This is a genomic window from Massilia agilis (assembly GCF_024756255.1).
Lineage (GTDB): Bacteria > Pseudomonadota > Gammaproteobacteria > Burkholderiales > Burkholderiaceae_D > Telluria > Telluria agilis.
In genome coordinates, this window is record NZ_JANUHB010000007.1 from 165,440 (window position 1) to 191,152 (window position 25,713).

A 25,713-nucleotide genomic window follows, 5' to 3' on the forward strand; every position below is an offset into this window, starting at 1 on the left:
TCGCTTTGCCAAACGGAGCGACGCCATGAAATTGCTGATTGGATGTTTATTGAGTGTGGCCGCGTTCATGGCCGCGCCACCGGCTGCACAAGCCCAGGCCGAGGCCGGCGCGCACGGCCGCGGGGCGACACCGGCCACGCAGCGCGTCATCTACTGGAACAATGCCTTGATCCGGGCGGTGGAGCTCGACCACGTGCCGGCGGCGCCCGGCGAAAACCGGGTCGCGGGCCAGCATGCCGGGCCCACCCACAGCAGCCGCGCGATGGCGATGGTGCAGCTGGCCGTGTTCGACGCCATCAACGCGATCGAGCAGAAGTACCCGAGCTACGCCGGAGTGCCACGCGCGCCGTCGGACACCTCGCCCGATGCCGCCGTCGCCCAGGCTGCGCACGACACGCTGGCCGCGCTGTGGACGGCGCAGCGGGCGCGCTTTGACAAGTGGCTGGCGGACGACCTGGCGGCCATTCCTAACGGGCGCGCCAAATATAACGGCATCGCGGTCGGCCGCCAGGCCGCAGCTGCGGTGCTGGCCCTGCGCGCGGGCGATGGCGCGGACAATACCGACCGCACCGTCGGGGTGGACTATTTTCCCAGCAATGCCCCCGGCCACTGGCGGCCCGATCCGGTCAGCATGAGCACCGTCGCGCTGGGCGTAACCTGGGGTCAGGTGCGTCCATTCGTGGTGCCGTCGGTGGGCCAGTTCCAGGTGCCGCCGCCGCCGGCGCTCACCAGCGCGCAATACACGTCAGCGTTCAACCTGGTCAAGCGGCTGGGCGGTGACGGCAAGGTCACGCCAACGGCGCGCACGCGCGAGCAGACCGTGACCGGCATCTTCTGGAGTTACGACGGCTCGCCGTGGATCGGCACGCCGCCCTGCATTTACAACAGAATCGTGGTCGAGATCGCGCGCAAGCGCACGCGCGACCCGGTCGAGCTGGCACGCCTGCTGGCGCTGGTGAACGCGGCGATGGCCGATGCAGGCATCGCCGCGTGGAACGACAAGTGGCATTACGACTTCTGGCGCCCCGTCACCGGCATTCGCGAAGCGGACGAAGGCACCGGCCCGACCGGGCTGGGCGACGGCAATCCGGCCACGCGCGGCGACCCCGGCTGGACCCCGCTGGGTGCCCAGGCCACCAACACGCGCCGCCCGGACTTCACGCCGCCGTTCCCGGCCTATCCGTCCGGGCATGCCTCGTTCGGCGGCGCCATGTTCCAGATGCTGCGCCGCTTCTACGGCACCGACCGCATCGCCTTCAGCTTCTTGTCCGACGAATGGAACGGCGTCAGCCGCGACAACCAGGGCTGGGTGCGGCCGCGCATCGTGCGCAGTTATGCGAGCCTGAGTCAGGCCGAACTGGAAAACGGCTACAGCCGCATCTACCTGGGCGTGCACTGGCAGTTCAACCTCGAAGGCATCGAGCAGGGCAACGCCATTGCCGATTACGTGTTCGAGCATGGCCTGGTTGCCGCCAACCAGGCCGCCGGCTGTCCCTGCCACTGAGGCTTACTGGCCGGGCACCTGCAAGCCCTGGGCCACGGCCGGGCGCTGGACAAAGGCATCGAGCGCGCGGGCGACGTTCTTGTAGTTGTCGAATTCGACCAGTTCGCCCGCGCCATAGAAACCGACCAGGTTGCGAATCCACGGGAAGGTCGCGATGTCGGCGATCGTGTACTCGTCGCCCGCGATCCAGGGTTGGGCCGCCAGCAGCCTGTCGAGCACGCCGAGCAGGCGCTTCGATTCGGCCACATAGCGGTCGCGCGGGCGCTTGTCTTCGAACTCGCGGCCGGCGAATTTGTGGAAGAAGCCCACCTGGCCGAACATCGGGCCGACGCCGCCCATCTGGAACATCAGCCACTGGATGGCCTGGTAGCGCGCGGCCGGGTCGCGCGGGATGAACCGGCCCGTCTTTTCGGCCAGGTAGAGCAGGATGGCGCCGGATTCGAACAGCGGCAGCGGCTTGCCGCCGGGGCCGTCCGGATCGATGATCGCGGGGATCTTGTTGTTCGGGTTGAGCGACAGGAATTCGGGGCTCAGCTGGTCATTGGTGTCGAAGGAAACGCGGTGCGCCTCGTAGGGCAGGCCGGTTTCCTCGAGCATGATCGAGACTTTGACACCGTTGGGGGTGGGCAGCGAGTAGAGCTGGATGCGGTCCGGATGCCGGGCCGGCCATTTGGTCGTGATCGGGAAGGAGCTGAGATCGGTCATCGTGGGCAGTCGTGGTCAAGGTGGCGAACCGCGCAGCGGCGCGCGGGCTGGATCTTGCAACGATACCAAACAACGGCGGACCGCGCAGGGCAGCTGGTGACGCCGTCTTCCCAGTCGCTCGCGCTGCCGCTACGTTTCTGATAGGGAACCTATATACTCGCTGGTTTTTGAACAGACGACCCAGCGCATGGACTACCGCGGCACGCCAAACGACGACGACATCGACCAGCAAAAGCTTGGAATCCCCGACGGCACGCCGATTTTTGGCGATGCCGGCAACGACACGATTGCGGTGTCCGGGGCGCTGGCCATCGGCGGCCGCGGCAACGATACGCTGGTGGCCAAGGCCGGTTACGCGACCGTGGCCTACTGGGATTCGCCCTCGGGCGTGCGGGTCGACTTGGGCACGGGCGTGGCCGAGGATGGCTTTGGCACCGTCGACAAGCTGGTCGGCTTCAAGGTGGTCCAGGGCTCGCCCTGGGACGACACGCTGATTGGCGGCAGTGCCGACGAATTTTTCTATGGCGGCGCCGGCAACAACGTGGTCATCGGCGGCGCCGGCTTCGACGAGGTCGATTACTTCTTTGAAAAATCGACCGCAGCCGACGTCAGCTACGACGCCGCGAGCGACACCTTCACCGTCGTCAAACACTTTACCAACGGCGACAAGGGTACCGACAAGCTCAGCGGCGTGGAAGCGATCCGGTTCACCGGCGAAGGTGCGGATGGTGTGCTGATCCTGCGCTCCGCGTTTGTCGGCGATTTCCGCACCAGCAAGACGATGGTGCAGGCTCCCGTGCCCGCGGGCTCGGGCGTCACGCAATTCAAGGCTGGTGATTTCAACGGCGACGGACACACCGACTTGGCGTTCGTGACGCAAACCGGCACCGGCACCGCGCCCGCGCCCACCTTCGTGTTCGCTGGCGACGGCAAGGGCGGCTTTGCCGACGCCACCGCCAGCCTGCTGGGCAGCGTGCCGATGAAGGTCGTCGGCGGCGGGCGCAGCATCGTCGCGGACTTCAACAATGACGGGCGCAGCGACCTGTTCCAGCTCGACTTTGGCAACGACGCGCCGCCGTTTTCCGGCGGTCAGAACAGCTTGTACCTGTCATCGCCCGGCACACCGGCGCTGGCGGACGTGAGCAACACCCTGCCGCGCCGCGATGACCTCAACCATGGCGGCAGCGCCGGCGACGTCGACGGCGATGGCGATATCGACGTGCTGGTGAACACCCTCGACAAGGGCGACTTCCTGCTCATCAACGACGGCACGGGGCATTTCCGCGAGATGCCCTCGCTGCTGCCGCGTCCCACCACCGAGCTGGGCGGCGTCGAGTACCACGAGACCCACACCTTCTCGGGCATGGTCGATGTCAACGGCGATGGCGCGCTCGACCTGATCCTGGGCGCTTGGGACGGCAATATCGTGGACAGCGGCACCAAGCTGCTGCTCAACGACGGCCACGGTAATTTCACCGGCACCGCGCCGATCACACTGCCGGCCAGTTGCATCGCCAAGGAGATCGTGCTCGAAGTGGAGGCGATCGACCTGAACGGCGACGCCTTCCCCGACCTGATGCTCAGCGTGACCAATGGTGGCGAGCGCGACCTGTTCTATCACACGGACTACATCCAGCTGCTGGTCAACGACGGCACCGGCCACTTCCGCGACGAAACGGCCGCACGCTTACCGCAGAGCAAAGACAGCACCGACCCCGGCTGGCTGATGTCGCTCACCTCGGTGGACTTCAACCATGACGGCTTTGCCGACATCCTGGCCGAGTCGGCGGGCTGGCCGATCACGTCCAAGGTGTACCTGAACCAGGGCGACGGCACCTTCAGGCTGGACTGGGAGTCCGGCACCGGCCAGCGCGCCATCGTGGCCGACGTGGACAGCGACGGCATGGCCGACGTGGTGACCGCCACCGACCAGGGCGCGGTCACGATCTCGCTCAACAAGCTGGCCAACGGCCACATCTACAAGGCCAATTTCGGCGGCGACAGCCTGCTTGGCTCGAGCGGCAACGATAGCTTCATCGCGCGCCCGGGCAGCGATGTGTTCGACGGCGCCGGCGGGTTCGACACCGTCGTGTTCGAGGGCAAGCGCGCGGGGTATGCCGTGTCCACCTACGGCCCCGGTTTCAAGCTGGCCGCCGCCAGCGGCAGCGCCGTGATTGCCAACATCGAGCGCGCCGTGTTCAGCGACGGCGCGCTGGCGTTCGACCTGTCCGGCGCGGCCGGGCAGGCCTACCGCGTCTATCAGGCCGCGTTCGACCGCGCCCCGGACGAGGCGGGCCTGGGCTACTGGATCGGCGCCATGGACAAGGGCCTGCCGCTGCTGGACGTGGCGGCGCAGTTCGTCGCCAGCGCCGAATTCACCGACCGCTACGGCAAGCTCGACGGAGCGGCGTTCCTGACCACGGTCTACCACAACGTGCTGCACCGCGAGCCGGACGCGAAGGGGCTGGAGTTCTGGGTCAACTTCATGGACGGCGGTGGCAGCCGCGCCGAGTTGCTGGCGCAATTTAGCGAAAGCCACGAGAACCAAGTCCAGGTCATCGGCGCGATCGCGCACGGGATTGCTTTCCTGCCTTACCATTGAGGCCGGCGGCCGTAGGCTATAATCCCGCCGTCTTTTTCTTCCCGCGATCCCATGTCCTCCGATACCACGAACAACGGCCCGGCCCGCCAAATGCTGTACGACCCGACCGAGCGCCGCATCCGCAGCTTCGTCACCCGCGCCGGCCGCCTGTCCACGGCGCAGGCGCGCGCGTTCGAGGAGTTCGGCCCGCAGTTCCTGGTCGGCTACACCAAGGACCCGCTCGATTTTGACGCCGCGTTCGGTCGCCATGCGCCGGTCGTGCTGGAAATCGGCTTTGGCATGGGCGACACCACGGCCCACATCGCGCGTACGATGCCGGAGAAAAACTTCCTCGGCGTCGAAGTGCATACGCCGGGCGTGGGCAGCCTGCTCAAGCAGATCGGCGAACAGGGCATCACCAACCTGCGCCTGATCCAGCACGATGCGGTCGAGGTGCTGCGCGACATGATTCCGGACGGTTCGCTGGCCGGCGTGCATATCTTCTTCCCCGACCCGTGGCACAAGGCGCGCCACAACAAGCGCCGCCTGATCCAGGGGCCATTCGTGGCGGCGCTGTGCGCGAAGCTGGCGCCGGGCGGCTACATCCACCTGGCCACCGACTGGGAAGACTACGCGGTGCAGATGCTCGAGGTGCTGTCCAACGAGCCGGCGCTGCAGAACACCGCCGAGGGCTACGCCGACAAGCCGTCGTATCGCCCGCTGACCAAGTTCGAAAACCGCGGCATCAAGCTCGGCCACGGGGTCTGGGACCTGGTGTTCACCAAGCGGTAAATACGCCGCCGGCCAGCCGAAAGAATCGCTGGCACAGGTCGCATTGTCCGCTTAGAATGCACACGTCTCCCGTAAGGTTTTTCACGCGTGCAACGTTACCTGACCCATGTCTTGTTGTCGCTCCTGCTGCTGTTGTCGCAGCAGGTGGGGCTGCTGCATGGGATTTCGCACGCCGCCGCGCTCGACCGTTCGCCGGTAGCGGCTGAAGTTTCGGACGCGAGAGCGGCCGGCGGCACCAGCCAGCCGAAGGCCGCGCTGTTCGACCTGTGCGCGCAGTGCGCGGCCAGCGCCCAGGTGGCGTTCGCGCTGCCCAGCGTGGTGCGCCTGTTCCTGCCGGTCGAGCTGGCCTTCAGCCTGCTCCCCGCGCCGCGCACGCCCACCCTGTGCCTGCTGACGCACTGCGTCTTCCTGTCGCGCGCCCCACCCTCGGCCTGATAACACCCGTTCCGATCAGCACTGCCGCCACCCCGGTGCCGGCAGTGCTGCCCGTTATCAGTTTTGCTTGAGGTTGTTAACATGCACATCCAACGTACGCTGATCGCCAGCGCGGTCCTGCTGGCGTGCGGCACGCCGGCCTTTGCCCAGTCCGGCGGCGCCCCAATGACCAAGGTGGTCGTCACCGGTTCCGCCATCCGTGGCGCCGAGAGCGACCAGATCCTGAACCCGGCCAAGGTGCTGGGCGGCGACGAGCTGCGGGACAAGATCGGCAGCTCGCTCGGCGACACCCTGTCCCAGGAACTGGGCGTGTCCGCATCGGCGTTCGGCGCCGGCGCCTCGCGCCCGATCATCCGCGGCATGGAAGGCTCGCGCGTCAAAATGCTCGAAAACGGCATGGCCACCTCGGACGTATCCGGCCTGTCGAACGACCACGCGGTCGCCTCCGAAGGCGCGGTGGCGCGCCAGATCGAAATCCTGCGCGGGCCTGCCGCGCTGCTGTACGGCTCGGGCGCCATCGGCGGCCTGGTCAACGTGGTCAACGAGCGCATCCCGACCGAGCTCGTGCCACAGGCCAGCGGCCAGGCCGAAGCGCGCTATAGCACCGTGGACAATGGCCGCAACCTGTCCGGCTCGGTCGATGGTTCCAGCGGCAAGTTCGGCCTGCACGCGGACGCCAACTGGCGCGACACGGCCGACTACAAGATCCCCGGCAACGCCGTGCCGGGCGACCCAGGCTCGGCCTCGGGCCGGCTGCCGCATACCGACACCAACGAGAAGAGCGTGGGCGTGGGCGGCTCGTACATCGACGACTGGGGCTATGTCGGCGCGTCCGCCAACCACCTGTCGAACCTGTACGGCATCCCCAGCGCCGAGGGCTCGCGCATCGACCAGAAGCAGGACCGCTACGACCTCGACAGCCTGGTCAAGGCGCCGCTGGCCGGCTTTACCTCGCTGCGCATGAAGGCTGGCTACACCGACTACCACCATGCCGAGCTCGACCAGCAAGGCAACCCGGCCACGCTGTTCTCCAACCGTTCGCTGGAAACGCGCGCCGAGCTGGAGCACAAGCCGTGGGCGGGCCTGCACGGCACGGTCGGGTTCCAGACCGAGAACACCCACTTTTCGGCGCTCAGCGCGGACGGCGGTCCGGACACGGTGCCGGTCACGCACTCGACCTCGGCCGCTGCGTTCGTCGTGGAGGAAGCGGATGCCGGACCGGTGCGCCTGTCCGCCGGCCTGCGCTATGAAGCAGTGAAACGTTCGCCGGTCGGCAACAAGGAGCGCCAGTTCGACCTCGCCTCCGGCTCGTTTGGCGCGCTGTGGCCGTTCATGCCGGGCTACAGCGTCGGCGCCACGGTCTCGTACGCGCAGCGCGCGCCGTCCATCGACGAGCTGTACTCGGGCGGCCCGCACGACGCGACCCAGACCTTTGATATCGGCAACCCCAACCTGGAAAAGGAGAGCTCGCGCAACATCGAGCTGTCGCTGCAAAAGACGAGCGGGCTGCTGCGCTGGAAGGCGAACTTGTTCCGCAACAACGTCAACAACTTCATCTACGGCCGCGTGACCGACACGCTGGTGGACGAGGACGGCAACCCGAACGGCCCGTATCGCCAGCGCCTGTTCGAGCAGGCCAAGGCCCACATCCAGGGCGCCGAGGCCGAGCTGGGCTACAACCAGACCGGGGCCGGCTGGTCCGGCCGGGTGTTTGCCGACACCTCGCGCGGACGGCTGGACGCGGGCGGCAACCTGCCGCTGCAGCCGGCCGACCGCATCGGCGCCGGGATCGGCTACCGCGAGGCGGCCTGGCGCGGCGGGCTGACGCTGACGCATGCGTTCAGCCAGGACCGGCTGGCGGTGTCGGAACACACGCCGACCCCCGGCTACAACCAGCTCGATGCGCATCTGTCGTACACGCAGCGGCTGGGCGAGCATGACCTGACGTGGTTCCTGCTGGCCAAGAACCTGCTGAACGAGGATATCCGGATGTCGACGTCGCTGCTGAAGGATATTGCGCCGCTGCCGGGGCGCAATTTCGTGTTTGGGGTGCGGACGAAGTTCTGACTGGGTTTGCGGTAGGGTGGGCAGGTCGTTCGGCTGGGCACTGCCCAGCCTCACCCCACGCGTTCAAATGACGCCCGCGTTCAGGCCATCTCTGAAATCAGCGCGACAATCTCGTCGCCATACGAGGCCAGCTTCTTCTCGCCCACGCCGGATACGCCGCGCAGCTCGTCCAGCGAGCCCGGCTTGACCTTGGCGATCTCGCGCAGCGTGGCGTCCTGGAACACCACATAGGCCGGCACGCCGTGCGCGCGCGCCGTCTCCACGCGCCACCAGCGCAGCTTGTCGAAGATTTCCTGCTCGGATTTCGACAGCTCGATCTCGGCATAGCCGCGCGGGCTGGCGGCCTGGCGCTTTTGCTTGACCGGCTTCTGGTACTGGCGCAGCTGCACCTTCTTTTCGCCCTTGAGCACCGGCCGCGCGGCCTCGGTCAGCTTGAGCGAGCTGAAATTCTCGTGGTCGACCGTCACCAGCCCCAGCGCAATGGCCTGGCGCAAAATCGCGCGCCACTCCTGCTCGCTGCGTTCGCCGCCGATGCCGTACACCGACAGCGTGTCGTGGTGCCACTGGCTGATGCGCTCGCTTGGCGCGCCGCGCAGCACGTCGATCACGTGCCCGGCCGCAAAGCGCTGGTCCACCCGGTAGATGGCCGACAGCAGCTTTTGCACCGGCACCGTGCCGTCGAACGACACCGGCGGCACCAGGCAGGTGTCGCAGTTGCCACAGGGGCCGGATTTTTCGCCAAAGTAGTCCAACAGGCGCATGCGCCGGCACGACAGCGTCTCGCACAGGCCCAGCATGGCATCCAGCTTGGACGAGAGCACGCGCTTGAACGCTTCGTCGGCCTCCGACTCGTCGATCATGCGCCGCTGCAGCACCACGTCCTGCAGCCCGTAGGCCATCCACGCGGAAGCGGGCAGGCCGTCGCGGCCGGCGCGGCCGGTTTCCTGGTAATAGCCCTCGATGCTCTTGGGCAGGTCGAGGTGGCAGACGAAACGCACGTCGGGCTTGTCGATGCCCATGCCGAAGGCGATGGTGGCCACCATCACGATGTTGTCCTCGCGCAGGAAGCGCGCCTGGTTGGCGGCGCGCTGCGCGTGGTCCATGCCGGCGTGGTAGGGCAGCGCCTTGATGCCGTTCTCGACCAGGAACTCGGCGGTTTCCTCGACCTTCTTGCGCGACAGGCAGTACACGATGCCCGAGTCGCCCGCATGTTCGGTGGTGACGAAGTCCAGGAGCTGCTTGCGGCCGTTGGTCTTCTCCACGATCTGGTAGCGGATGTTGGGCCGGTCGAACGACGAGACGAACTGGCGCGCCTCGGTCAGCTGCAGGCGGTGTGCGATCTCGTCGCGCGTGAGCTGGTCGGCGGTGGCGGTGAGCGCAATGCGCGGCACCTGCGGAAAGCGCTCGTGCAGGATCGACAGCCGGATGTACTCGGGCCGGAAGTCGTGGCCCCATTGCGACACGCAGTGCGCCTCGTCGATGGCGAACAGCGAAATGCGCGCATCCTCGAACAGGTCCAGGCAGCGCTGCGTCATCAGGCGCTCGGGCGCCACGTACACGATGTCGATGTCGCCCGTGCGCACCAGGCGCTCGATGCGCAGCGCTTCGTCGAACGTCTGGGTGGAGTTGAGGAAGGCGGCGCGCACGCCCACCTCGGCCAGCGCATCGACCTGGTCTTGCATGAGCGCGATCAGCGGCGAAACCACCACTGCCACGCCGTCACGGAGCAGCGCCGGGATCTGGTAGCACAGCGACTTGCCCCCGCCCGTGGGCATGAGCACCAGCGCGTCGCCGCCGGCCGCCACGTGCTCGACGATCTCGGCCTGGTGCCCGCGAAATGCGGGGTAGCCAAAGACGGTCTGCAGCAGGTGGAGCGCGCGCGCCCCGAGGTCGGTACTCATGTGTTTGGAATTCCCGGGCTTATTCCGCCCACATCACCCAGCCGAAATGGGCCGTGGCGATCACGACGATCCCGAACACGATACGGTACCAGGCGAACGCGGTAAAGTCGTGCGAGCTGATGTAGCGCAGCAGCCAGCGTACGCACAGGAAGGCCGAGGCGAACGCGGCCAGGCCGCCGATGCCGAACAGCGGCAGGTCGGCGGCGGACAGCGCGGCGCGTTCCTTGATCACCGAGTAGGCGGTGGCCGCCAGCAGGGTCGGGATGGCGAGGAAGAACGAGAATTCGGTGGCCGCCTTGCGCGACAGGCCGAACAGCATGCCGCCGATGATGGTCGCGCCCGAACGGCTGGTGCCGGGGATCAGCGCGAACGCCTGCGCGCAGCCGACCTTCAGCGCGTCGATCATGCTCATGTCGTCCACGGTCTCGATGCGGTGGGTGCCGGGCAGGGTCTTGTGGCGGCGCTCGGCCCACAGGATCACCAGCGCACCAACGATGAAGGCCAGCGCCACCGGCAGCGGCGCGAACAGGTGCGCCTTGATCGCCTTGTTGAACAAGAAGCCCAGGATGGCCGCCGGCAGGAACGCGACCACCAGGTTGAGCGCGAATTTCTGCTGGCGCGGGTCGGACGCAATGCCGCCCAGCACGGTGCCGATGCGCGCCCGGTATTCCCACATCACGGCCAGGATCGCCCCGGCCTGGATCGCAATGTCGAACACCTTCGCGCGCTCGTCGGTGAAATTGAGCAGGCTGCCAGCCAGGATCAGGTGGCCGGTCGACGAAATCGGCAGGAATTCGGTGAAGCCCTCGACCAGGCCCATGATGACCGCCTTGAGCGCGAAGATGATGTCCATGTGTTGTGAAAATGGTTTGGGAAAGTTTCAGCTGCGGAAGGAAACTGCGCGGGTCCGAAGCTTACCACGAGCATCGTCTCCCCCGGTAAGACGGCCGCAAAGAATTCCCGTCAGGCGGTCAGGCGTTCCAGTTCGGCAAGGAAGAACATCGCCTGCGCGCGCGACGCGCCGCACATCTCTTCGGATGGCTGCAGGCTGGCGCAGACCGCCGGCCGTTCGGGGCGGCCAAAGATACGGCAGCCGTTGTCGTCGTCCAGTTGCGCGCAGCGCACACCGGCTGGCTTGCCGTTGGGCATGCCGGGAATGGGCGAACTGATCGAGGGCGCGGTGCAGCAGGCGCCGCATCCGGGCCGGCAGGGCGGCGGCTGGTTACGCATTGTTTGACCTGGGTTATGGAATGTGGCGCGGGCCGAGGCGTAGCATCGGCTGGGTACAGGTCGCAATGATAGCCGCGCACCGCGTTGGCGTCGCGCTTTTCGTGGGGCCGCACTCGAGGTTTCAACATGAGTAAGAAGTTTCCCGACAGCCCCGCCAAGCCAGAGCTCATCTGCTGGGGTTGCGACAAGTATTGCCCGGCCGACAACCTGGCATGTGGCAACGGGTCGGACCGAACCCAGCACCCGATCGAGATTTTTGGCAGCGACTGGATGAAGTGGGGGCTCGGCAGCGGCGACAACGTGCCGGATGCCAATCCCGGCAAACCGGGTCCGGGCTGAGCCGCTCCGGCCAAGGCAGGATCATGCGCCAGCCGCCTGCATCTAGTCGTTGCCGTCTTGCGGCGGCAGCACGCAGGGGATGGTGAAGGCGATGGTGGTGCCGCGCCCCGTCTCCGAGGCCAGCGTCAGTTCCCCGCCCAGCATGCGCACCAGTTCGCTGACCAGCGCCAGGCCGAGCCCGGTGCCGTCGTTGTGGCGCGCGGCCTGCGCATCGACCTGGAAGAATTTCTCGAAAATCTTGCCCTGCAACGCCACCGGAATGCCCGGCCCGGTGTCGCTCACGGCAAAGCGCAAGCGTTCGCCGGCGCGGTGCACCGCCAGCTGCACCGAGCCGGTATCGGTAAATTTCACCGCATTGTGGAGCAGGTTGTTGAGCACCTGCGTCAGCTTCAGGCGGTCGCTCACGATCAGCTCGGGCGTGTCCGGTTCCACCGTATAGTCCAGTGCCAGGCCCTTGGCCATGGCGCTGCTGCGGTGCGCGTTGGCCGCCTGCTGCACCAGCGGGCGTACGGCCAGGACCTCCGTCGTCACGCGCTCGTTGCCCGATTCGATCTTGTTCAGTTGCAGGACCTGGTTCACCAGTGCCAGCAGGTGGGTGCCGCTTTCGTGGATGAAGCGCGCGAAGTCGTGTTGTTCGCTGCCCTGGGGCAGGTCTTCATGCAACAGTTCGGCGTAACCGAGGATGCCGTTCAGCGGGGTCCTCAGTTCGTGCGACATGTTGGACAGGAACTGGCTCTTGGCGGCGCTGGCCGACAGCGCCTGGGCACGGCTGCGCACCAGGTCGCGGAACAGGATCAGCAGCAGCAGGGTGAAGATGGCGATCGCCAGCGTCACCCCGGCCGCTTGCAGCAGCAACTGGATGCGCAGTGGCTCGTAGCCGTCGAGCACGTCGGCGGTGTCGATCCCGACCACCACCATGAGCGGTTGGCCCTCCACGCGGCGCGCCGTGTACACCCGTTCGCGCCCGTCGAGCACGCTGGTGCGGATGAATACCGCGCCCGGGTTGGCGCGCATGATGTGAAACAGCTTGCTGTTGCTGACGTTTTGCCCGATTTCGCTCAGGTTGCCGGAGCGGCGCGCGCGCACGATGCCGTCGTCCCCCACCAGTGCGACCGAGCTGTGCGGGCCGATGCGTGCCGATTCGTACAGGCGCGTGAAGTAAAACGGGTCCATCGAGACCACCACCACGCCACCGAACTGGCCGCCGGGGCCGTCGATGCGGCGGGTCAGCTGCATCGACCATTTCTGTGACACCCGTCCCAGCACCGGCTTGCTGATGTACAGGCCCTCGACCTGGTGCTCGCGATGCACACGGATGTGTTCGCGGTCGGACAGGTTGACCGGCGCGAACGGCTTGTCCGAGAGCAGCACGTCGCCGTCCGGGCCGACGATGCTGTACAGGTTGAAGATGTCGTTCAGGATCACGCCGTCCGCGACCAGCGCCGCCAGGTCCAGGTGCTCGCCGCGCTCCTTGTATTCGTGCTTGATGAACTGCACGGCCTGGTCGGCCGAATGGATGGTGCGCACCGAATGCTCTTCCACCAGCCGGGCCAGGCTGGCCGCGTCGTGCGAGGCGGTCTCGAGCAGGTGCTCGCGGGCCTCGCGGATCTGGTTGGTGGTGGTGAGCCAGACGCCGGCCGTGAGCATGGCCGCAAACGCACACAACAAGATGGCGGGCGTGGCGCTCTTGAGGCGGTTGATCATGGTTTTGAAGGTGGGCGGGCAGGCCGCCCGCTGGTGAAAGTTGCCGCGTCGTACAAGACCGGCCAGCTGCCTGTTGCGCACGGTCCGGCGCGCACCCGTCCTGGGTGACGCGCCGGCAGCGCAAGCGGTCAGTGTTCGGACATCATCCTGCGCAGGTCCGAGATCGGCAGGTTGTAGACCTCGTGGATACGGATCATCAGGCCGGCGCTCACGTTGATGCGGCCGGTGCGGATCTTGCTGATCATCGGCGGCGGCACCTGCAGCACGCGGCACAGCTGGGCGTCGCTGCGCAGCTGCTTCATCTCGCGCAGGCGGTCGATCCAGCGCTGCGGATTCGCGCAAGAGAAGGTGTATTCCACTGGGGCGCCCCAGCGCGCTTCACTTACGGCATTCGTTCTTGCGTCCATGTTGTTCGCTCCATATTTCAAGGGTTGGCGTTTCTATTTCGGTGATTGCCCAAGCCGGCTGGCTGGCCGAGATCCGGCACGCCAGCGCTTCCGCAATCACCTCGATAAGCTCTTCGTAAACAATCGTGAAGCCGGCACCGGGCAGGTCCTGGCCGGCGCGCGCTGCCCGTTCGAGCTGCTCCAGCCGGCCAGCCGGGCCGTGGGCGCCGACCAGCGACAGGCAGCTCTTGAGGGAATGCGCGTGGTGCGCGATATCCCGGTGGCTGGCCGCATCGATGGCCAGCTGGAGCTGGCGCAGCCCGTCCGGCGCGACCCGTACGAACAGCGCGAGCAGCTCGATAAAGCCTTCCTGGTCGTTGCCCGCCGCGTCCAGCAGGACGGCAGGGTCGATCAATCGGTATGTCAGGCTCACCTTGGCGCCCCCTTCTCTGGCGTGCGTGCGGGTTCCCGCGGCCCCAGCCAGCGGCGCAGGGTGCCATCGAGGGTTGCCAGCTGGGTTGGCTTGGATACGTGCTCGTCCATGCCGGCGGCAAAGCAGTTGGCCTTGTCCTCATCCATCACGGCCGCCGACAGCGCGATCACCGGCACGTGGCGCCCGCTGTGGCGTTCGCGCTCGCGGATCCGGCGCGTCATCTCGTAGCCGTCCATGTGCGGCATCTGGCAATCGGTCAGCACCAGGCTGCATGCGTGCTGTTCCAGCCACTGCAGCGCCTCGGCCCCGTTGCCGACCACGGCCACGCTGGCATGGCCGAGCCGCGCGAGCTGGCGCACCAGCAGCTGCTGGTTCATCGCGTTGTCTTCCACAACCAGGATGCAGCCGGGCTCGCCCATGCCTGCCTCTCCAGTGATCCGGTCCGCCGTCATCGAAGCCTCAGGCATGCAGGCGCTGCTTGCGCATGCAGCAGGCGGTGGCGAAACCACGCAGCTCGTCGTAGCGCACGGGCTTGGGGAAGAACGCGACGCCCGGGGGCACGCCGCCACGTGCCGCCAGTTCTTCGGGCAGCACGCCGGACACGATGGCGATATTGACGTCGCGCAGCGAGGACCTGTTCAGGACGGTTTCCATGACCTCGTAGCCGTCCAGTCCGCGCATGGAGATGTCCAGGAACAGGATGTCCGGCGCGCGCAGGCCGATTTCGATCAGGGCCTCGTAGCCGTTCTTGCAAAAGGTGACGTCGAGCGGCAGGTTCCATTTGGCGAACTGGGTCGCGAACACCGCGCGCTGCATCTCCTCGTCCTCGACCACCAGCAGGGTGGAGCGGGTCGGGGCGGCCTTGTCGTGGCGCGGCACCGTGCCGCCTGCCTTGAAGGCCAGCACCGATTCGCGCGGGATGCGGCGGTGCCCGCCCGGGGTTTTCCACGCCGGCATCTCGCCGCCTTCGACCAGCTTCTGGACCGAGGTGACCGACAGGCCAAGAATCTCGGCCGCCTCCTGTGTGGTGCAGACGTCAGTTTGATCTTTGAACATGGCGAACAGGTTGGATGATTGCAATAATCACGATTTTCGCGCATGCAACTATTTTCGTCAATAATTTATGAAATTTGTTGGAATTGTGATTCAATCTGTTGCGGCTGCGCGGCAGTTGACGGGGGATTTCACGGCAGCCTATATTTATGCACCACAATTTCATTGGGTTGCCTGATGCAACTTCCTGCTGAGAACAAGCCGCGCTGGGAACGCCGCAAGGATGCGCGGCCGCAGGAATTGCTCGCTGCCGCCCTCGATTTGTTCGTCGAACGCGGCTTCGCCTCCACGCGCCTGGAAGATGTGGCGCGCCGCGCCGGCGTGTCCAAGGGCACGCTGTACTTGTACTTCGAGAACAAGGAAGAGCTGTTCAAGGCCGTGGTGCGCAACAGCATCGTGCCGGTGATCGGCGACGCCGAAGTCTCGATCGCCGCCTTCGAAGGCCACAGCGCCGACCTGCTGCGCCAGGTGATCCAGAACTGGTGGCAGCGCATCGGCGCGACCAAGGCATCGGGCATCGTCAAGCTGGTGATGGCCGAGGCCGGAAACTTTCCCGAGCTGGCCCAGATGTATCAGGAAGAAGTGGTCACCCGCGGCACCATGATGATCCGCGGCATGCTCGAGCGCGCCATCGCCCGCGGCGAGTTCCGCCCGGTGGACGTGGTCCAGATGACCCAGGTGCTGATGGCGCCCATGCTCACCCTGGTCACGTGGAAGCATTCGGTGGGCCCCTGCGCCCGCGCCGAGCTGAACCCGGACGCCTTCCTCGCCACCTTCCTCGACATGGCCTTGTTCGGCCTGCTCCCCGTCGACAGCCGCGCGCGGCCCGCGGCCTGAGTTGTCAAACACGCCAGGCCGCAATTTTCGGCGTTCATCCCCCTTAAACTGCAACCTGTCGCAATTTCCCCTGCTTGCGGGGCGCTCGTCGTTAAGATGTTCGTCCTGAGGCAGTTCAACGATAAAATATCGGATTATTTCTTTTTCCGCCGAGTATTGAGATGAATATCGAACAAGCCCGCTTCAACATGATCGAACAGCAAATCCGCCCCTGGAACGTGCTGGACCAGGACGTCCTCGACCTGCTTCACGTGGTCAAGCGTGAACAGTTCGTGCCGCAGGCCTACGCCAACCTGGCGTTCGCCGACGTCGAGATCCCGCTGCCGGGCGGCGAGGCCATGCTGGCGCCGAAGATCGAAGCGCGCATCCTGCAGGAAGTGATGCTCAAGAAGCACGAAGACGTGCTGCTGGTGGGCGCCGGCTCGGGTTACCTGGCCGCGCTGCTGGCCTACAAGGGCCGCCACGTCACTGCCGTCGAAATCTCGCCGGAACTGAAAGCGCTGGCCGAAGCCAACTTGTCCAGGGCCGGCGTGACCAACGTGACCGTGGAGCTGGGCAACGCCGCCGAAGGCTGGCCCGCGCACGCGCCGTACGATGTGATCGTGGTTTCGGGCTCGCTCGAGTCGCTGCCGGAAGGCTTCCTCAAGCAGCTCAAGGTGGGCGGGCGCATCGCCGCGATCATCGGCGAGCCGCCTGTCATGTCGTGCAACATCGTGACCCGCGTGGCCGATACGGCCTACAGCACGGTCAAGGTGTTCGAGACCAACGTCAAGCCGCTGACCGGTGCGCCGGTGGCGTCGCACTTCGAGTTCTGAGAATGCAGCAAATAACCGCTCCCGAGTTGGCCGCCTGGCTGGCCGACCCGGCGCGTCCGCGCCCGCTGCTGCTGGACGTGCGCGAGAACTGGGAATTCGAGACCTGCCACATCGCCGGCTCGACCCAGATTCCGATGCACCTGATCCCGATCCGCGTGAGCGAGCTGGACGACGAGAGCGAAATCGTCTGCATCTGCCATCACGGCGCGCGCAGCATGCAGGTGGCGGCGTTCCTGGAGCGTAACGGATTCAGCAAGATCACGAATTTAACAGGCGGGATACACGCCTGGGCCGTGCAGGTCGAGCCTTCGATGCCGAAGTACTGACCTGTTCCTACTACTTTTGATGACTCCGATGGAGAGAGCAATGCAGAAACCCCTCATCGCCGTGCTGCTGGCCGGCGCCTTCTTCTCGCTGGAAGCGCAAGCGACCGACCTGATCCAGGTGTACCAGCAGGCGCTGGCCAACGACGCCACGTTCGCCGGCGCGCGCGCCGCGGTGGCCGCGGGGCGCGAGAAGACCACGCAGGGGCGTGCTGGATTGCTGCCGACCATCGCCGCCAGCGGCAGCAGCACCAAGAACGACACCAACGTCGCGCCGTGGAACCTGGGCGCGCCCAATGTCCTGAAGGATGGCTCGGTCGATGGCCTGATCACCGAGAAGACGAGCAACCTGCGCACCGACGTCTGGAGCGTGTCGCTGACCCAGCCGCTGTTTCGCTGGGACCGCTGGGAGTCGTACCAGCAGGGCAAGCTGGCCGCCGCGATCGCCGAGGCCCAGTTCGCGCAGGCCCGCCAGGACCTGATCACGCGCGTGGCCCAGGCCTACTTCGACGTGCTGGGCGCGCAGGACACGCTGGAATCGGTGCGCGCGCAGAAAGCCGCAGTGACCGAGCAGCTGGCATCGGCCAAGCGCAACTTCGAGGTCGGCACCCAGACCATCACCGACACCCATGAAGCGCAGGCCGCCTATGACCTGACCGTGGCGCAGGAATTCGCCGCCGTGAACGACCTGGACAACAAGCGCAACGCGCTGCAGGCGATCATCGGCACCGTGCCGGGCGACCTGGCGACGCTGCGCCAGGGCGTCACGCTGACCGCGCCGCAGCCGCTCACCATCGACAACTGGATCAGCTCGGCGGAAAACCAGAATCCGCTGGTCCAGGTGCAGCAGCTGAACCTCGAATCGTCCAAGCACGAAATCTCGCGCCGCCGCTCCGGCCACTACCCGACCCTGGACCTGGTGGCCAGCTCCACGCACCAGAAGGTGGACGGCCAGACCCAGAACTCGGCGACCACCAAGAACAACGCGATCGGCGTGCAGTGGAGCATCCCGCTGTTCAACGGCTTCGCGGTGACCTCGCAGGTGCGCGAGTCGATCGCGCTGGAAGACAAGGCGCGCAACGACCTCGAAGCGACCCGCCGCAACGCCGCGCTGCAGGCGCGCCAGGCCTACCTGGGCGTGAACAGCGGGCTGGCGCAGGTCAAGGCGCTGGAGGCGGCCGAGGTGTCGAGCCAGTCGGCGCTGGAATCGAACAAGCTCGGCTACCAGGTCGGCGTGCGCATCAACATCGACGTGCTGAACGCGCAGAAGCAGCTGTACTCGACCCGCACCGACCTGGCCAAGGCGCGCTACAACACCATCGTCAACGGCCTGAAGCTCAAGTCGGCCGCCGGTACCCTGCGCGAGGAAGACCTGGTGCCGGTGAACGGCCTGCTGCAGCACTGATCGCTGCCTGCACCAAACCAAACGGCGCCCGCGTGGCGCCGTTTTTTTTCGCAGCGCCGCTTTACAAAACTTTACCCGCGCCACACAGAAGCGCAAAACGGCCGCCGTACAGTGGAAGCTCCTTCACCACACAAGAGGCTCTCCATGAAAACGTACGACGACAACAAGATCCCCGCTTTCCGCCCGCTGCGGCGCTGGCTGCTCGGCGCCACGCTGGCCATCGCGGCCAGCGCTGCCTATGCGAGCCTGGCCGGCGCCGCGCCCGGCATGCACGGTCATCACGGGCACGGCGGGCAGCCGTCGATGCAGGCGCATGTGGACCGGATGGTCGAGCAGCTCACCACCGGCGCCAGCCCGGACCAGAAGGCACGGGTGCAGGCCATCGCCAAAGCCGCCGTGGCCGACCTGGGCCCGCTGCACGAACAGTTCCACCAGGCGCACGCACGCGCGCACGAACTGTTGACCGCGCCGGTGGTGGACCGCGCCGCGCTGGAACAGCTGCGCGCCGAACAGGTGCGGCTGTTCGACCAGATCAGCCGCCGCATCACGGCGGCAGCGGCCGACGCCGCCGAGGTGCTCACGCCCGAGCAGCGGGCGAAGTTTGCCGAGCACCTCAGGGCGCACATGCATTGAGGTATGATCCGCGCATGGTCCAGCATGTCCTCATGATCGAAGACGACGAGCGCCTGGCAGGCATGCTCGCGGCCTACCTCGCGCCGCACGGCTTCGCGCTGCGGCATGCGGCCAGCGCACGCGAGGGCCTGGCCCTGCTGCAGCAGGACGGCGCGCCGTTCGCGCTGGTCCTGCTGGACCTGATGCTGCCGGACGCCGACGGCCTGGACGTGTGCCGCCAGCTGCGCGCGCTGGCCCCGCCGCTGCGCTCGATCCCTATCGTGATGTTGACCGCCAAAGGCGATCCGTTCGACCGTGTCCTTGGCCTGGAGATCGGGGCGGACGACTATCTGCCCAAGCCGTTCGAGCCGCGCGAACTGCTGGCGCGGGTGCGCGCCGTGCTGCGCCGCCCGCCGCTGGCAGGCGATGCCGGCGCCGAGGTGCTGCGCTTCGGCCGCCTCGACATCGACCTTGGCGCGCGCGCCGTGCGGGTGGACGGCCAGGCGCGCGTGCTCACGGCCTACCAGTTCGACCTGCTGGTCGCGCTGGCCGAGCGCGCCGGGCGCGTGCTGTCGCGCGAGCAGCTGATCGACGCGGTCAAGGGCGCGGCCTTCGATCCGTTCGACCGCTCGGTCGACGTCCACATCGGCCGCCTGCGCGCCGCGATCGAGGACGACCCGCGCCAGCCGCGCCGCATCATCACCGTGCGCGGGGCCGGCTACGTGTTCGCAAAGGTGCAGGATGCGTGACGCCGCGCCGCAGGCCGCGCGCGTGCCGCTGCCGCGGCGGCTGTACGTGCGCCTCTACCTGGCCTTGCTGGCCAGCCTGCTGCTTGCGGCCTTCCTGTTCGCGCTGGCGCACCTGGCCTTCGATCCCGTCGCCGCGGGGCTGGCGGTCGTCGGCCCGGGCATGCACCTGGCCGGGCTGGCGGTGATGCTGGCGCTGATTGCGCTGGCCGTGGCCACGGTGGCATATCCCGTGGTGCGCCGCCTGACGCGCCGGCTGGAACGGCTGCAGGACAGCGTTCACGCGTGGGGCGAAGGCCAGCTGGCCACGCGTGTTGCGGTCGAGGGCGACGACGAAGTCGCACGCCTGGCCGCGAGCTTCAACGATGCCGCCGCCCGCATCGAGGCGCTGGTGCGCGCCCAGAAATCGCTGCTGGCGAACGCCTCGCACGAACTGCGCTCGCCGCTTGCGCGCATCCGCATGGCGGCCGAACTGGCGGCCGGGCAGGTGGCGCCGGCCGTCGCGTCCGAGCTGCGCCGCAACGTGGCCGAGCTGGACCAGCTGATCGACGAGGTGCTGCTGGCCAGCCGGCTGGAGGCGGTCGGCATCGGCGCCGCGCTTGCCGAGGAAGTGGACCTGACCGGCATCCTTGCCGAGGAGTGCGCGCGCGCCGGCGCGCAGCTGCAGGCGCGCGCGTTCGGCATGACCGGAGACCCAAGGCTGCTGCGCCGCATGGTGCGCAACCTGCTTGAAAATGCGGTCCGCCACGGCGCCGGTTCGGCCGTCGAGGTGGAGCTGGACGAGGTGCAGGGGATGCTGCGGCTGGAGGTGCGCGACGCCGGCCCGGGCATTCCCGAGGGTGAACGCGAGCGCGTGTTCGAGCCGTTCTACCGCGTTGCCGGCGCCAGCGAGGCGGCCGGCGGGGTTGGCCTGGGCCTGAATTTGGTGCGCCAGATCGCGCGCCACCACGGCGGCGACGCGCAATGCCTGGCCAACGGCCAGGCCGGTTGCTGTTTCAGGGTGACGCTGCCGCGCTGACCCGCCGCGGCAGGGGATGGGCGATCAGGCGTTCAGGCCGGCGCCGCCTGCATCATCCTTGCGCTCGATGAGTTCGACCTTGTAGCCGTCCGGATCGGTGATGAACGCGATCACGGTGCTGCCGCCCTTGACCGGACCCGGCTCGCGCGTGATGTTGCCGCCCTTGGCACGCACCTGGTCGCACACCTTGTAGATGTCGTCAGCGGAGAGGGCGATGTGGCCGTAGGCCGTGCCCATCTCGTACTTGTCCACGCCATAGTTGTAGGTCAGCTCGAGCTCGGCGTGGTCGGGGTTGCTGCCGTAGCCCAGGAAGGCCAGCTTGTACTTGTACTCGGGGTTGTCGCTGGTGCGCAGCAGCTTCATGCCCAGTACGTTGGTGTAGAAATCGATCGAGCGCTGCAGGTCGCCGACCCGCAGCATGGTGTGCAGGATGCGCATTCGTGGTCCTTGTGAGATGTGAAACGAAGCTGCGATTGTATGCGCTCCCGGCGGTTCTTGCCCGATCGTGCGTAGGGTGGGCTCTTGAGCCCACGCGGGGATAGGCGCCACTTGCAAAGGCGTGGGCTCGAGAGCCCACCCTACGAGATCCACCCTACGCCTGCAGCTTGGCATCCATCGTGATGTTCGCGCCCTTGAGCAGCTTGGATACCGGGCAGCCTTCCTTGGCCTTGAGCGCCGCGGCCTGGAACGCTTCGTCGGTGGCGCCCGGAATGCTCGCCACCAGCGCCAGGTGCACCGCGGTGATCGCAAAGCCGCCGTCCGCCTTGTCCAGCGACACCGTGGCCGTCGTCTCCAGCCGCGTGGCGGTCATGCCCGCCTCGCCCAGCTGGGCCGACAAGGCCATCGTAAAGCAGCCCGCATGCGCGGCCGCGATCAGTTCTTCGGGATTGGTCCCGGCGCCGTCCTCGAAGCGCGTCTTGAAGCCGTATTGCGTGTCCTTGAGCACGCCGCTTTGCGTCGATACCGTGCCCTTGCCGTCCTTGAGGCCGCCGCTCCAGACGGCGCTGCCGGTGCGATTGATCATTGTGTTCTCCCTTCAGGTGAATGTTTGCCGGCGGGCGTGACCCGCCAGACCTTGTTGCCCACGTCGTCCGCGACCAGGATCGCGCCCTGCCGGTCCACCGCCACGCCCACCGGGCGGCCGTACGCGTGTCCGTCCTTGCTCAGGAACCCGGCCAGCACATCTTGCGGCGGCCCGCTTGGTTTTCCGTCCGTAAACGGCACGAAAATCACCTTGTACCCGGCAAACGGCCTGCGGTTCCACGAGCCGTGCTGGCCGACCAGCGCGCCGTTCCTGAACTGGGGCATCAGGCTGGCGTCGTAGAACGCCAGGCCGAGCGACGCGGTGTGCGCGCCCAGCCCGTAGTCGGGCACGATGGCCTTGGCCACCAGGTCGGGCCGCTGCGGCTTGACGCGGGTGTCCACGTGCTGGCCCCAGTAGCTGTACGGCCAGCCGTAGAAGCCGCCTTCCTTCACCGACGTCATGTAGTCCGGCGGCAGCTCGTTGCCGATCTCGTCGCGCTCGTTCACGCTGGTCCACAGCACGTGGTTTTGCGGGTTGATCGCCAGCCCGTTCGGGTTGCGCAAGCCGGTGGCGAACACGCGGCCCTTGCCGCTGGCGATGTCGTATTCCCAAATCGCGGCGCGGCCCAGTTCCACTTCCATGCCGTTGTCGCCGACATTGCTGTTCGAGCCCACCGACACGTACAGCTTCTTGCCGTCGTCGCTGGCCACCACGTTCTTGGTCCAGTGGTGGTTGATGCCCGCCGGCAGGGCCAGCACCTCCTTGCCCTTGGCCGCGATGTGCGTCTCGCCGGTCTTGTACGGAAAGCGCAGCAGCGCGTCGGCGTCGGCCACGTACAAGTCCTGTCCCACCAGCACCATGCCATACGGCGAGTTCAGGCCTTCGAGGAACACGGTCTTGACGGCCGCGCTGCCGTCCGGCTTGAGCCCGCGCAGCAGCGTGATGCGGTTGGCCGAAGGTACGCCGGCGCCGGCCACCTTCTGCTCGTGTTTTTGCACCATGTTGCGTATGCTTTGCTTTTCCTTGGCGCTGGCCGGGCGGTTGGTCTCGGCCACCAGCACGTCACCGTTGGGCAGCACGTACACGTTGCGAGGATGGTCCAGCCCGCTCGCGTACTCGGACACTTCCAGCCCGGCCGCGGGCAGCGGGTGCGTGCCCCTGGGCCACGGCTCGGTGGGCGCGACGTGCAGGGTCGGGATGAGGGAATGCTCCGGTTCCGGCAAGGCCGGGTTGGGGCCGAAGCCGGTTGGCATGTTCTGCGCGACTGCCGTTGCCGCCGCGGCCCAAAGCCCGGCAGCCAGCGCCAGCCGGGCGCTCACTGGTTCTTCCCCTGGCCGGGATGCGGCGCATCGTGATCGCGCATGTCGCGCGAACGGTCGGGCAGCGGGTTGGCCTGGCCGGTCGCGCCGGGCGCGGGCTGCGTGGCCTGTTCGATGTCGGCGCCGTCGCGCGCATCGGTGTCCACCAGCCCCTGCGCCAGGTCTTCGGCGGCTTGCCTGATCACGCCGCGTGGACGCTGGTCCTGGGCGTCGGGCGACTCGTCGCGCTCGTGCGGCTCGCGCTTGACCTGGTCGTTTTGCATCGGCGCCCTGGTATTGACGAAGCGGTCCTTGGTTTCGGTAACCATCACTTCTCCTTTCCATGCTGTTGCCTGGATCGTAACGCGCTGCGGCGCGGGCGGTCGCGCAATTGGATGATGCATTTCGACAACGGAGCCATTAAACTTGCCGTTCTTGAACTATTCCAGGGTCTTTGCCTTGAAACACGAAGCCGTCGTCCACCAACCGCCCACCCACTGCCTGAACTGCGGCGCGGCCGTGCAGGCCGCGTACTGCCAGCACTGCGGGCAGGACACGCACGCCCACGTGCCGGGCGTGGGCGAGTACATCCACGAGTTCGTCGGCCATTACATCGCGCTCGAAAGCAAGCTGTGGAAGACACTCGTGCTGTTGCTGTTCAAGCCCGGACGGCTGACGCGCGACTACATCGAAGGCAAGCGCGTGCGCTATGTGCTGCCGCTGCGCCTGTACCTGACGTTCAGCCTGGTGCTGTTCGCGGTGCTCAAGATGAACACGCACGGCTTCAACACGGAAAAGCCAAAGGAGCCGGTCACGGCCGCGCAGCAAGCCGAGCAGGCGCAGCAGCTCGGCAAGGTGCAGGCGGACATCGACGCGGCCAAGAAGGAAGGCGGCGCGGCGGCCGCCGCCGGGATCGTGCTGGCCCAAAAAGCCATCGATACGGCCAAGCGCGCGCGGCCGGACGGGGAGGGCAATACTGAATTCCTGCGGCTGGACGAGGGTGACGAGCAGCGCCTCGAAGCGCAGCTGGGCAAAAACCTGGGCGCCAAGATCGGCCACTTCAGCAGGCTGCCCCGGGAAGAGCAGTTCGAGGCGCTCAAGTCGGCGTTCTTCGCCTTTGGCCCGTACGCGATCTTCGCGATGATGCCGGTGTTTGCGCTGTACCTGAAGCTGCTGTACCTCGGTTCCGGGCGCCTGTACGGCGAGCACCTGCTGTTCGCGCTGCACACCAACGCGTTCGCGTTCCTGATGCTGATCCTGATGATCGTGCTGCCCGCGAACGTGCCCTACCTGCGCCCGGCGCTGGGCTTCTGGCTCGCGTTCTACCTGCCCACCGCCATGCGCCGCGTGTATGGCGGCTCGCGCACCGCCACCGCGCTGCGCTGGATCGTGCTGATGGCGCTGCACCTGCTCGGCATGTCCATCGCGGTGCTGGCGGCCCTGGCGATGGCGCTTGCGCACTGAACTTGCGGCGCGCCGGCCGGCCCAACTATACTGTGCGTTTGTACAGTCCCGGGCCGGCCGCCGTGTAGCCGCGCCATGGATAATCGGTTAATCTGCCGCGTGTGCCACCCATCGACCGACCACTAGCCTATGCCCGCTTCGCCTGAACCACAAAAGACCATCGCCCTGGTCGTGCGGCACAACACCGCCGGGATCGAGGAAACGGTCGCCGGCATCGTCGGCTTCCTGCAGGGCGCCGGCTACCGCGTCGTGTTCGAGGCCGAGACCGCGGCCCACGTGCAGATGCCGGGCGTGGCCGCGATGAGCGCCCCCGAGATCGGCAAGCACGCTTCCTATGCGGTGGTGGTCGGCGGCGACGGCACCATGCTCGGCATCGCGCGCCAGCTGGCCAAGTACAACGTTCCGCTCATCGGCATCAACCAGGGCCGCCTGGGCTTCATCACCGACATCCCGATCGACCGCATGCTGCCGGCGCTGGGCGAGATCCTCGAAGGCAGCGCCACCACCGAACAGCGCACCCTGCTCGAAGGGCGCGTGATGCGCGGCGGCGAAATGATCTTCTGCGGCGTGGCCGTGAACGACGTGGTGGTCGCGCGCGGCACCGGCGCCGGCATGGCCGAGCTGCGCGTGACGGTGGACGGCCAGTTCATGTACAACCAGCGCTCGGACGGCCTGATCATCACCACGCCGACCGGCTCGACCGCCTATGCGCTGTCGGCCGGCGGCCCGCTGCTGCACCCGAGCGTGCGCGGCTTCGCGCTGGTGCCGATCGCGCCGCACGCGCTGTCCAACCGCCCGATCGTCGTGCCCGACTCCAGCGAAATCGTGGTCACGATCGTCAACGGCCGCGACATCAGCGTCAACTTCGACATGCAGACCTTCGCCAGCCTGCAGCACGGCGACGAGATCGTGCTCTCGCGCTCGCCGCACATGATCACCTTCCTGCACCCGCAGGGCTGGAGCTACTACGGCACGCTGCGCGAAAAGCTGCACTGGAACGAGTACCCGTCCAGCGACGGCAAGCTCTCATAAGAACACACA

Annotated in this window: 28 protein-coding genes; 15 read left to right on the plus strand and 13 right to left on the minus strand. The window is 67.0% G+C overall.

Translation table 11 applies throughout. The annotated features are described in order from the left end of the window. Positions 1-25 precede the first annotated feature (25 nt). Complete coding sequence (locus tag NX774_RS22280; protein ID WP_258824485.1) at positions 26-1,504, plus strand: vanadium-dependent haloperoxidase; 1,479 nt, start codon at positions 26-28, stop codon at positions 1,502-1,504. A 3-nt stretch (positions 1,505-1,507) separates the two neighbouring features. On the opposite strand, the gene NX774_RS22285 is transcribed toward NX774_RS22280, so the two are convergent. Beyond that, positions 1,508-2,209 (minus strand): glutathione S-transferase N-terminal domain-containing protein, encoded by a 702-nt coding sequence (locus NX774_RS22285; protein ID WP_258824486.1) that lies wholly within the window; start codon positions 2,207-2,209, stop codon positions 1,508-1,510. 187 nt (positions 2,210-2,396) lie between these two features. Here NX774_RS22285 and NX774_RS22290 point away from each other — a divergent pair, with 187 nt between their 5' ends. The 4 genes from NX774_RS22290 to NX774_RS22305 all read left to right on the plus strand — a co-directional run bounded on the left by NX774_RS22290 (position 2,397) and on the right by NX774_RS22305 (position 8,084). Next, complete coding sequence (locus NX774_RS22290; protein WP_258824487.1) at positions 2,397-4,811, plus strand: FG-GAP-like repeat-containing protein; 2,415 nt, start codon at positions 2,397-2,399, stop codon at positions 4,809-4,811. A gap of 90 nt (positions 4,812-4,901) precedes the next feature. Then, a complete protein-coding gene (gene trmB, locus NX774_RS22295) occupies positions 4,902-5,582 on the plus strand; it encodes a tRNA (guanosine(46)-N7)-methyltransferase TrmB (RefSeq protein ID WP_258824522.1) in 681 nt (226 codons plus the stop codon). An 87-nt stretch (positions 5,583-5,669) separates the two neighbouring features. Further along, on the plus strand, positions 5,670-6,017 hold the full coding sequence (locus NX774_RS22300; protein WP_258824488.1) for a hypothetical protein: 348 nt from the start codon (positions 5,670-5,672) through the stop codon (positions 6,015-6,017). Positions 6,018-6,098: 81 nt separating this feature from the next. Continuing rightward, entirely contained in the window at positions 6,099-8,084 is a 1,986-nt protein-coding gene (locus NX774_RS22305) for a TonB-dependent receptor (protein ID WP_258824489.1), read from the plus strand. Positions 8,085-8,164: 80 nt separating this feature from the next. On the opposite strand, the gene recQ is transcribed toward NX774_RS22305, so the two are convergent. The 3 genes from recQ to NX774_RS22320 all read right to left on the minus strand — a co-directional run bounded on the left by recQ (position 8,165) and on the right by NX774_RS22320 (position 11,215). Continuing rightward, complete coding sequence (gene recQ, locus NX774_RS22310; RefSeq protein ID WP_258824490.1) at positions 8,165-9,985, minus strand: DNA helicase RecQ; 1,821 nt, start codon at positions 9,983-9,985, stop codon at positions 8,165-8,167. 19 nt (positions 9,986-10,004) lie between these two features. Further along, on the minus strand, positions 10,005-10,838 hold the full coding sequence (locus tag NX774_RS22315; RefSeq protein WP_258824491.1) for an undecaprenyl-diphosphate phosphatase: 834 nt from the start codon (positions 10,836-10,838) through the stop codon (positions 10,005-10,007). A gap of 110 nt (positions 10,839-10,948) precedes the next feature. Next, positions 10,949-11,215 (minus strand): YkgJ family cysteine cluster protein, encoded by a 267-nt coding sequence (locus tag NX774_RS22320; RefSeq protein ID WP_258824492.1) that lies wholly within the window; start codon positions 11,213-11,215, stop codon positions 10,949-10,951. Positions 11,216-11,341: 126 nt separating this feature from the next. Between NX774_RS22320 and NX774_RS22325 the strand changes: the two genes are divergently transcribed. Next, positions 11,342-11,554, plus strand: coding sequence for a DUF3079 domain-containing protein (locus tag NX774_RS22325; protein WP_258824493.1), 213 nt, complete (start codon positions 11,342-11,344; stop codon positions 11,552-11,554). Between the two features lie 42 nt (positions 11,555-11,596). On the opposite strand, the gene NX774_RS22330 is transcribed toward NX774_RS22325, so the two are convergent. The 5 genes from NX774_RS22330 to NX774_RS22350 all read right to left on the minus strand — a co-directional run bounded on the left by NX774_RS22330 (position 11,597) and on the right by NX774_RS22350 (position 15,133). Continuing rightward, positions 11,597-13,258: a sensor histidine kinase gene (locus NX774_RS22330; RefSeq protein ID WP_258824494.1), complete on the minus strand. Its 1,662-nt coding sequence runs from the start codon at positions 13,256-13,258 to the stop codon at positions 11,597-11,599. Positions 13,259-13,386: 128 nt separating this feature from the next. Further along, the gene (locus NX774_RS22335) at positions 13,387-13,617 is read right to left on the minus strand and encodes a helix-turn-helix domain-containing protein (RefSeq protein ID WP_258824495.1); all 231 of its coding nucleotides are present in this window, start codon (positions 13,615-13,617) and stop codon (positions 13,387-13,389) included. 19 nt (positions 13,618-13,636) lie between these two features. Further along, positions 13,637-14,077 carry an Hpt domain-containing protein gene (locus tag NX774_RS22340; RefSeq protein ID WP_258824496.1) on the minus strand — a complete coding sequence of 147 codons (441 nt, stop codon included), beginning with the start codon at positions 14,075-14,077 and terminating at the stop codon, positions 13,637-13,639. After that, positions 14,074-14,544 (minus strand): response regulator, encoded by a 471-nt coding sequence (locus tag NX774_RS22345; protein WP_258824497.1) that lies wholly within the window; start codon positions 14,542-14,544, stop codon positions 14,074-14,076. The genes NX774_RS22340 and NX774_RS22345 overlap by 4 nt, the downstream gene beginning before the upstream one ends. After that, on the minus strand, positions 14,537-15,133 hold the full coding sequence (locus NX774_RS22350; RefSeq protein ID WP_258824498.1) for a helix-turn-helix domain-containing protein: 597 nt from the start codon (positions 15,131-15,133) through the stop codon (positions 14,537-14,539). Before NX774_RS22350 ends, NX774_RS22345 begins: the two co-directional genes overlap by 8 nt. A 174-nt stretch (positions 15,134-15,307) precedes the next feature. Here NX774_RS22350 and NX774_RS22355 point away from each other — a divergent pair, with 174 nt between their 5' ends. The 7 genes from NX774_RS22355 (at position 15,308) to NX774_RS22385 (ending at position 20,886) form a co-directional block, all read left to right on the plus strand. Then, positions 15,308-15,967: a TetR/AcrR family transcriptional regulator gene (locus NX774_RS22355; RefSeq protein WP_258824499.1), complete on the plus strand. Its 660-nt coding sequence runs from the start codon at positions 15,308-15,310 to the stop codon at positions 15,965-15,967. 161 nt (positions 15,968-16,128) lie between these two features. Further along, positions 16,129-16,782 (plus strand): protein-L-isoaspartate O-methyltransferase family protein, encoded by a 654-nt coding sequence (locus NX774_RS22360; protein WP_258824500.1) that lies wholly within the window; start codon positions 16,129-16,131, stop codon positions 16,780-16,782. Positions 16,783-16,784: 2 nt separating this feature from the next. After that, a complete protein-coding gene (locus tag NX774_RS22365) occupies positions 16,785-17,108 on the plus strand; it encodes a rhodanese-like domain-containing protein (RefSeq protein WP_258824501.1) in 324 nt (107 codons plus the stop codon). 40 nt (positions 17,109-17,148) lie between these two features. Then, positions 17,149-18,510 carry a TolC family outer membrane protein gene (locus NX774_RS22370; RefSeq protein WP_258824502.1) on the plus strand — a complete coding sequence of 454 codons (1,362 nt, stop codon included), beginning with the start codon at positions 17,149-17,151 and terminating at the stop codon, positions 18,508-18,510. A 144-nt stretch (positions 18,511-18,654) separates the two neighbouring features. Continuing rightward, positions 18,655-19,143 (plus strand): Spy/CpxP family protein refolding chaperone, encoded by a 489-nt coding sequence (locus tag NX774_RS22375; RefSeq protein ID WP_258824503.1) that lies wholly within the window; start codon positions 18,655-18,657, stop codon positions 19,141-19,143. A gap of 14 nt (positions 19,144-19,157) precedes the next feature. Further along, the gene (locus NX774_RS22380; RefSeq protein ID WP_258824504.1) at positions 19,158-19,871 is read left to right on the plus strand and encodes a winged helix-turn-helix domain-containing protein; all 714 of its coding nucleotides are present in this window, start codon (positions 19,158-19,160) and stop codon (positions 19,869-19,871) included. Then, entirely contained in the window at positions 19,864-20,886 is a 1,023-nt protein-coding gene (locus NX774_RS22385; RefSeq protein WP_258824505.1) for a HAMP domain-containing sensor histidine kinase, read from the plus strand. Before NX774_RS22380 ends, NX774_RS22385 begins: the two co-directional genes overlap by 8 nt. Before the next feature lie 24 nt (positions 20,887-20,910). On the opposite strand, the gene gloA is transcribed toward NX774_RS22385, so the two are convergent. The 4 genes from gloA to NX774_RS22405 all read right to left on the minus strand — a co-directional run bounded on the left by gloA (position 20,911) and on the right by NX774_RS22405 (position 23,537). Continuing rightward, entirely contained in the window at positions 20,911-21,324 is a 414-nt protein-coding gene (gene gloA, locus NX774_RS22390; protein ID WP_258824506.1) for a lactoylglutathione lyase, read from the minus strand. A 154-nt stretch (positions 21,325-21,478) separates the two neighbouring features. Beyond that, entirely contained in the window at positions 21,479-21,910 is a 432-nt protein-coding gene (locus NX774_RS22395; protein ID WP_258824507.1) for an OsmC family protein, read from the minus strand. Continuing rightward, entirely contained in the window at positions 21,907-23,163 is a 1,257-nt protein-coding gene (locus NX774_RS22400; RefSeq protein WP_258824523.1) for a PQQ-dependent sugar dehydrogenase, read from the minus strand. The genes NX774_RS22395 and NX774_RS22400 overlap by 4 nt, the downstream gene beginning before the upstream one ends. A 62-nt stretch (positions 23,164-23,225) precedes the next feature. Beyond that, a complete protein-coding gene (locus tag NX774_RS22405) occupies positions 23,226-23,537 on the minus strand; it encodes a hypothetical protein (protein ID WP_258824508.1) in 312 nt (103 codons plus the stop codon). Between the two features lie 130 nt (positions 23,538-23,667). Here NX774_RS22405 and NX774_RS22410 point away from each other — a divergent pair, with 130 nt between their 5' ends. Both NX774_RS22410 and NX774_RS22415 read left to right on the plus strand, forming a co-directional pair. After that, the gene (locus tag NX774_RS22410; protein ID WP_258824509.1) at positions 23,668-24,672 is read left to right on the plus strand and encodes a DUF3667 domain-containing protein; all 1,005 of its coding nucleotides are present in this window, start codon (positions 23,668-23,670) and stop codon (positions 24,670-24,672) included. A 129-nt stretch (positions 24,673-24,801) separates the two neighbouring features. Further along, positions 24,802-25,704, plus strand: a complete 903-nt coding sequence (locus NX774_RS22415; protein WP_258824510.1) for an NAD kinase — start codon at positions 24,802-24,804, stop codon at positions 25,702-25,704. The last annotated feature ends 9 nt before the right edge of the window (positions 25,705-25,713 follow it).